The organism is Dyadobacter frigoris, from assembly GCF_005280585.1.
Classification (GTDB): Bacteria; Bacteroidota; Bacteroidia; order Cytophagales; family Spirosomataceae; genus Dyadobacter; species Dyadobacter frigoris.
In genome coordinates, this window is record NZ_SZVO01000042.1 from 1 (window position 1) to 6,842 (window position 6,842).

The following is a 6,842-nucleotide window of genomic DNA, read 5'->3' on the forward strand; positions in this document are numbered from 1 at the left end:
GGATGCGCTTGAAAATCCCTCAATATGAAGCCATTTATAAAAAGCGAAAGCAAACTGTTGAACCCGTTTTCGGCATCATCAAAAGCGTTTTAAGGTTCCGGCAATTTTCATTAAGAGGAATATTTGAAACAGACAACGAATGGAGCTTGGTGTGCTTAGCTTACAATATAAAACGCATGTTTAAGATGTCAATGACTTCATAGAGAAGCTACTAACGTAAAATAATTCAGCAAATGAAGTCTTAAACCCGAATCCAAAAATTAAAGACAATAAGAGAGCTAAGAGCGACACACTCCTAGCATCTGCTGGTGAAGGGATAAGATAGAAATTGTAGATACACTTCTAAACTTTGGCTTTCGTAAAACCAACTTTGTAGTGAACTACGGCAACGAGCACGGCATATTGAGCGACAGTGTATCAGCGTTTATTAATACCAAAGGAGATAAGATACGCATTGTCAAATTTAAAAAGAGATAAAACAGCGTTCCTGTCAACTTCTGATACAAATTTGAATTTGGAAAGTTTTGTAGTTCTAAAAATCAAATATTTTTTATACTAGTGGAATGGAGTGTTTGTAGCACTCCATTCCATTATACAACAGCTGGATGGCATCAAAATATCAGAAAACCTCCTTTTTGTTGTAACAGCAAAGAGAAGATATATTGATATTTCCCCCTTTCCTGTAATAGTCAAATTTCGATTTTACGGCATCCGGGCATAATTTACTCTACTTTTTTTACCAGCTTCGCCTGGGATTGGAGCTACCTCATATTTACAATTCCATTCTTTTATACTTTCTAGAATTGGCAAAAAAGCCAAGCCTTTTTCAGACAACTTATATTCTACCCTGGGCGGTAGTTCCTTATAGGCGAATCTTTCCAATAGTCCATCTTCTTCCAACTCTTTCAACTGTTCGGTCAGTACTTTCCTTGAAATGTGCGGCACTATCGAATCAAGCTGGCCAAAACGAATGGTACGGGTGCCAATAACATTTATAATTATCGGCTTCCACTTGTTACCAATAGTGCCGATAGCTCTCGTAAACGGGCAATTCGAATTGCAGAATCTGTCATCTCTCATATTTTGAAAATTTGTAGTTACCCAATGGTAACCAGAATAAACTATAATAGTTACAAAGATAAACTATTAGGAGTACCTTTGCGAGACAGATTAAAAATAAAATAGATATGAGCAGATTAAAAGATAAAGTAGCAGTTATCACAGGTGGTAATAGTGGCATTGGGTTTGGCATAGCCCAGGAATTCAAAAATGAAGGTGCTAAAGGAGTTATTGTCGGCAGAAACCAGGAAACCTTAGACAGCGCTGCGGCCCAACTTGGAGATAATTTTATAGGCATCAATGCAGATGTAACCAATGTTGCCGACCTGGAAAGAGTGTTTGCAGCAACAGCTGAAAAATTTGGTAAAATAGACGTGATCGTAGCCAATGCGGGTGCTGGGACTGTAGGAACTGTGGCAACCTTTGATGAAGCCGACTTTGACAAGGCAATTAACCTGAACCTGAAAAGTGTTTACTTCACTGTTCAAAAAGCACTGCCGTATATAAAAGAGGGTGGCTCAATTATTCTTATCGGGTCAAATGCTGCACATCGGGCATACGCGAATTTTACCCTTTATGGCGCTGCAAAAGCAGCTGTTATCTATTTAGCCAAAGGATTTTCAAGCGACCTTTTAGATAGAAAGATCAGGGCAAATGTGATCACACCTGGCACAACAGATACACCCGCATTTGACAAGTTTGTTCCGGCAGAACAAATGGAAGCGGTAAAAAAGCACTTTGCAGATCAAATGCCGATAGGCAGGATCGGGCAACCATCTGACATTGGTAAAACAGCGGTTTTCCTGGCTTCTGATGATTCTTCGTTTTTGCTTGGTGCCGAACTCCTCGTTGATGGCGGTATGACCTATTTGTCAAAATAATTTAAAAAAAAATCAAAATGAGTAATTCAGAAAACAAAGTAGCAAGCTACGCAATTATCGGCTTCGGCAAGATCGGCCGGGCTTTGGCCAGGGCGTTTGCCCGCAACGGCATCGAAGTATCCATTGCCACCACGCGCGACCCGGAAAGCTTTGTATCCGACGCGGCCGCGATCGGCCCGGAGATCATTCCTGTAACACTGGCGGAAGCCGTTAAGGCGGACGTCATCTTTTTGGCCGTACATTTCGAGTCGCACCCGGATGTCGCCAAAGCGCTGCCCAACTGGCAGGGGAAGACCATTGTAGACGTGACCAATGCCTACGGCGTGCCCCCTGAGAAGATGGAAGGACTGCCTTCTGCCAGGTTCGTTGCGCAAGCCTTCGCCGGTGGTAAACTGGTTAAGGGCTTCAACCATTTGGTCGCTGCCATTCTTGAACAGGATCCGTCAGTACATGGTGGCAGAAGAGTCGTGTTCCTGGCGAGCGACGATGACGGCGCAGCAGCGGAGATCGCTACGCTTGCTGAAAATCTCGGTTTCGCGCCAGTCAAACTTGGCGGGCTTTCGGAAGGCGGACTGCTGGTGCAGGCGCATGGAAATACCTGGGGTAAACTCATCTTTCAGGACCTGATCAAGTTCAAATCTTAAATTTTAGAAACTATGAGTAAATTAAAAAACAAAGTAGCGGTAGTTACCGGTGCTTCAAAAGGAATAGGTGCAGCTATCGCGAAACACTTTGCCCATGAAGGCGCAAAGGTTGTTGTTAACTATGCTTCAAGTAAGGAAGGCGCAGATAAAGTTGTTAAGGAGATCACCGACCATGGAGGCATAGCTATTGCGGTACAGGCCGATATATCGAAAGAAGCCGACGTAACCAGGCTGTTTGAAGAAACGAGGAAGGCTTTCGGCACGTTGGATATTTTGGTAAACAACGCGGTCTTTCAGCAATATTTACCTATTGAACAGGCAACAGTAGAAGCTTTTCATCAGCATTTCGACGTAAATGTTTTGGGCCCTATATTGACTATTCAGGCAGCTTTGAAACTGTTTGGCGATAAGGGCGGCAATGTCATCAATATCAGTTCAGGTGCAAGCAAAATGCCGATGGCGGGAGTTTCGTTATATTCTGCAACTAAAGCGGCCTTAGATGCCATAACGATTGCTTTGTCGAAAGAACTGGGTGCAAAAAACATTCGTGTCAATTCTATTTTGCCGGGCGCCACCGAAACAGAAGGTGCAGCCAGTGCGGGCGTCACCACTGGCAGTGAGGCTGAAACAATGTTTGTTGCCAATACCCCGCTTGGCCGGAGAGGCCGGCCGGAAGATATTGCGAAAGCTGCCGTATTCCTTGCTTCCGATGATGCAGCTTGGATAACGGGGGAGCAAATTTCAGTTTCGGGTGGTATGTATGGTTTTTAAATCCATAAACTTAAAAAAAATGAAAGGCGATGGGAAGGGGTTATTGGCCGGCGGTGGTTTCACCAAAACGCAAAAAATAATTGTTTCAAAAGTATAAGTTTCTTTCAATCCCTGTTTATTCCGGAAGCAGGGGGTCTTTTGGAGCTGGAACTTTAAGAGTACCATTCACAATTAGATAAAAGGCTGTAGCAAACGTTTGTTACAGCTTTTTTATTAAGTAATCCCGCCATTAAAAAGTGTTATTGGTGTCATTTATGAGCTTATGATGCACCACTTTTTGTAGCTTATGCAGCTACACATGTTGTCTGCTGCCTTTCCTATACCAGGTTGGCTTGCCATAATAGTACTCATCGCTATCAAAGTCGTAATCGGACGGTCTTTCATACGTTTTATTCATAGTTGACCATACAAGCGAAGAATTAGAAAATGCAGTGTATAAGTGCATCAATTAAGCGTTTATCCATACTACAAATCCAAAAACCTATCTTTGCATAGTGAATTGAAAAACGATGCTTAAAAAAAGAACATCCATTCCTGTACATACGATGGCTGACAGTTTCGGCGCAGGTATTGCGATTGGAAAAGCATCGGTTGAAGATATGCCCGCTTTCGACACAGCAATGCAGTCACACCGGGATGACTATCATATATTCTTCCTGCAGGAAAAAGGAACGACAACCGGTGAAATCGACTTCCAGCAGTTCAAAATAGAGCACTCGGCTGTTGTCTACGTTCACCCAAACCAAGTGCATCGTTTAATAGCATTTGAAAATGTAACGCTTAGCTTTTGGGCGATCAGTAATGAAGATCTGCATCCTGAATACATGAAATTACTGGAAGAAATCACGCCTGCAAAACCCTTAGCCTTAGAAAAAGAAATATTTTCCGTTATATCTGAAGCGGTATCGCTCTGCATCAAAATTTCTGAAAGAAACCACGAGAAGCTATATCATGCTTTACTAAAAGATAGTTGTAATACCTTAGTCGGGTTAGTTGCTTCACAGTATTTAGCGCAAGTTAAATCCGCAGACACCCTTTCACGATTTGATGTGATGACCAAAGCCTTCAAGGCCATATTGGAACGTAATTTTATCACTGTCAAAAAACCGGCAGAGTATGGGCAAACGCTCCATATATCTTCCTCATATTTGAACGAATGCGTCAAAAACACCACGGGCTATCCCGTTACACACCACATACAGCAAAGAATTATTTTAGAAGCCAAACGCTTGCTCTGCTATTCCGATAAATCGGTAAAAGAAATTGCTTCGGAACTGGGCTACGACGATTATCCGTACTTTTCACGGCTATTTACCAAGGTGACAGCGATGACCCCATTGACCTTTCGCAACAAAAACCTCAATTAGTCCAATACTTACTTCATTTCGGCATTGCCTGCCCTGCTTGTACGGTGTTCCTTTGTTCAGGCAAATAAGCCTTTCGAAAAATGGAATCAGGAAAACATCTCAATGTGCTCATTTCGGGTGCAAGTATTGCAGGGCTTAATACCGCTTACTGGCTGAACAAATATGGCTTCAACGTTACCATCGTTGAACGAGCAGTACATATCCGTCCGGGAGGACAAGCAGTTGATGTACGCGGACCCGCCTTAGAAGTAGCCAAACGAATGGGCATATTGGATGCAATCCGCAGCAACAGTACAAAGCTAAAGGGAATGTCAATAGTTGATGCTCTATCAGGCAAAGAAACCTATAGAAACACCGAGGGTACTATAACCGCCGGCAAATTCGATAGCCCCGACGTAGAAATATTACGGGATGACCTTTGCCGTGTGCTCTTTCAAGCGGTGGGCGATCAGGTAACCTATATTTTTAATGACACGATCGTATCACTTGACCAGGATGAAGCAGGCGTTAATGTCACATTTGCCAATGCTGCTCCGCAACGTTTTGACCTAATTATAGGCGCAGACGGGTTACGTTCAAATGTGCGAAGACTGGTTTTTGGCGATGATGAAGAATTTATACGATACCTGGGCTACTACGTTGCCATATTTACGACACCGAATTTCCTCGACCTTGACCATTGGGAAGTGTTCTTTCAACATGAAGGCGCTCCTATTGCAACCTGCATCGTTAAGGAAAAAGACAGCGAAGCAAGGAACTACCTGGGATTCGGTAGTGCTGAGCCAATAGATTATGACCACCGGGATATTGCATCGCAGAAGCAGCTGATAACCGAACGGTCACCGACGGTCGGATGGGAAATACAAAAAATGAAGGATCTTATGCAGGATTCGTCCAACTTCTATTTCGATTCTATTAACCAGATCATTATGGATAGGTGGTCTAAAGGCCGGATTATACTGGTTGGCGATGCAGGTTACAGTGCGTCCCTCTCAACTGGTCAGGGAACAACGGTAGCTATGATCGGTGGCTACGTTTTAGCAGGAGAATTGGCCGCTCATCAGTACGATCTTCATATAGCGCTAAATAATTATGAAAATGAATTGCGCGAATATGTTGAAGCCAATCAAAAGCTTGCCTATGATCCGAGCACAGATTTACAACTGGCCTTTGCTGAGTCATCCGAAGAAGAAGGTGATAAGGCAACGGATAACATGCCTGACTTTGGACAAGTGACGATACCTTTCACGCTAAAAAACTATTGACAACTCTTTAATAATAATCAGAAGCTATGATTTCAAGAATGCCTAAATGGGTTGGTGATTGGCTGGAAAGTGCAGCCGGTCCGCGTCTGACAATTTTAGAAGCGGATTATATTACGCCTGCTATTAAGAAAATACGTTTCCATGGTGATATTTCAAAAATGAGTTTTCTAATCGGTGGCGCCAGCGTGATCCGTGTAAGCGATACAGATTACAGAAATTATACGGTCGCCGGTCACAACATCGAAAAGGGTATTTTAGAGATCGTTTTTCACATACATGGAAACGGTGTGGGAAGCCGCTACATTGACACCTTAAAAACCGGTGATGGATTGTATATCAGCAGTTCGAGAGGCCGCGCAGCTTACGATCCGAAAGTAAAACGATATTTGATTTTCGGAGATGAAACTTCTTTAGGTCTTGCCTGTTCGCTCCTTCATTTTTTGAAAAAAAACAAACATCATTTCCATTTTTATTTTGAGCTGGAAGAAGTAAATCAAAATGTCCCTCAATCGCTGGGTTTCGAGAACTTCACGGTATTTCCGAAAAATGGTCTATTTAGGGTCTGCTGAATATATATCAAATACCAGACAATCAGTCAAATATGTTATATTTATCTGATAATAAATGCTCGATTCTATGGCAAAGTCATCAAAAAACCGTGCATCAAAGCAAAATTATGTTAGCCAGGATCAACTTGGTATCGAGGGATTCGAGTCTCCTTTTTCCAGAAAACTGAATCCGAAGAATCGTTGGGTTGTGCTATCAAGGAATATTCCCTGGGATATTTTGGTGAGTACCTATAACTCTGCGTTAGGGAATTCGAAGACTGGCGCGGCAAGTATCAATGCCAGAGTA

The 6,842-nt window shown here is 42.8% G+C and carries 8 protein-coding genes and 1 pseudogene; 8 read left to right on the forward strand and 1 reads right to left on the reverse strand.

Features of this window, described 5'->3' with window-relative positions:
• Positions 1-203, forward strand: a 203-nt coding sequence (locus tag FDK13_RS34930) for a transposase (protein ID WP_170982988.1), incomplete at its 5' end; no start/stop codon positions are given.
• Positions 204-702: 499 nt separating this feature from the next.
• Here the strand turns inward: FDK13_RS34930 and FDK13_RS34935 are convergent.
• Positions 703-1,080: a winged helix-turn-helix transcriptional regulator gene (locus tag FDK13_RS34935; RefSeq protein ID WP_137344639.1), complete on the reverse strand. Its 378-nt coding sequence runs from the start codon at positions 1,078-1,080 to the stop codon at positions 703-705.
• 107 nt (positions 1,081-1,187) lie between these two features.
• Between FDK13_RS34935 and FDK13_RS34940 the strand changes: the two genes are divergently transcribed.
• From FDK13_RS34940 to FDK13_RS34970, 7 genes and pseudogenes are all read left to right on the forward strand, one after another.
• Entirely contained in the window at positions 1,188-1,940 is a 753-nt protein-coding gene (locus FDK13_RS34940; RefSeq protein ID WP_137344640.1) for an SDR family NAD(P)-dependent oxidoreductase, read from the forward strand.
• A 17-nt stretch (positions 1,941-1,957) separates the two neighbouring features.
• The gene (locus tag FDK13_RS34945) at positions 1,958-2,584 is read left to right on the forward strand and encodes an NADPH-dependent F420 reductase (RefSeq protein ID WP_137344641.1); all 627 of its coding nucleotides are present in this window, start codon (positions 1,958-1,960) and stop codon (positions 2,582-2,584) included.
• A gap of 12 nt (positions 2,585-2,596) precedes the next feature.
• Positions 2,597-3,355 (forward strand): SDR family NAD(P)-dependent oxidoreductase, encoded by a 759-nt coding sequence (locus FDK13_RS34950; protein WP_137344642.1) that lies wholly within the window; start codon positions 2,597-2,599, stop codon positions 3,353-3,355.
• 509 nt (positions 3,356-3,864) lie between these two features.
• Positions 3,865-4,722, forward strand: coding sequence for a helix-turn-helix domain-containing protein (locus tag FDK13_RS34955; RefSeq protein ID WP_137344643.1), 858 nt, complete (start codon positions 3,865-3,867; stop codon positions 4,720-4,722).
• An 80-nt stretch (positions 4,723-4,802) separates the two neighbouring features.
• Positions 4,803-5,987: an FAD-dependent monooxygenase gene (locus FDK13_RS34960; protein WP_137344644.1), complete on the forward strand. Its 1,185-nt coding sequence runs from the start codon at positions 4,803-4,805 to the stop codon at positions 5,985-5,987.
• A gap of 26 nt (positions 5,988-6,013) precedes the next feature.
• The gene (locus FDK13_RS34965; protein ID WP_137344645.1) at positions 6,014-6,556 is read left to right on the forward strand and encodes an FAD-binding oxidoreductase; all 543 of its coding nucleotides are present in this window, start codon (positions 6,014-6,016) and stop codon (positions 6,554-6,556) included.
• Positions 6,557-6,623: 67 nt separating this feature from the next.
• A pseudogene (locus FDK13_RS34970) lies at positions 6,624-6,842 on the forward strand (IS5 family transposase); the annotation flags it as partial.

Excerpts from the sequence above, each read along its gene's own strand:
- FDK13_RS34945 (WP_137344641.1), top strand. The coding sequence starts at position 1,958 with ATGAGTAATTCAGAAAACAAAGTAGCAAGCTACGCAATTATCGGCTTC.
- FDK13_RS34965 (WP_137344645.1), top strand. The coding sequence starts at position 6,014 with ATGATTTCAAGAATGCCTAAATGGGTTGGTGATTGGCTGGAAAGTGCA.
- FDK13_RS34935 (WP_137344639.1), bottom strand. The coding sequence starts at position 1,080 with ATGAGAGATGACAGATTCTGCAATTCGAATTGCCCGTTTACGAGAGCT.
- FDK13_RS34960 (WP_137344644.1), top strand. The coding sequence starts at position 4,803 with ATGGAATCAGGAAAACATCTCAATGTGCTCATTTCGGGTGCAAGTATT.
- FDK13_RS34950 (WP_137344642.1), top strand. The coding sequence starts at position 2,597 with ATGAGTAAATTAAAAAACAAAGTAGCGGTAGTTACCGGTGCTTCAAAA.
- FDK13_RS34940 (WP_137344640.1), top strand. The coding sequence starts at position 1,188 with ATGAGCAGATTAAAAGATAAAGTAGCAGTTATCACAGGTGGTAATAGT.
- FDK13_RS34955 (WP_137344643.1), top strand. The coding sequence starts at position 3,865 with ATGCTTAAAAAAAGAACATCCATTCCTGTACATACGATGGCTGACAGT.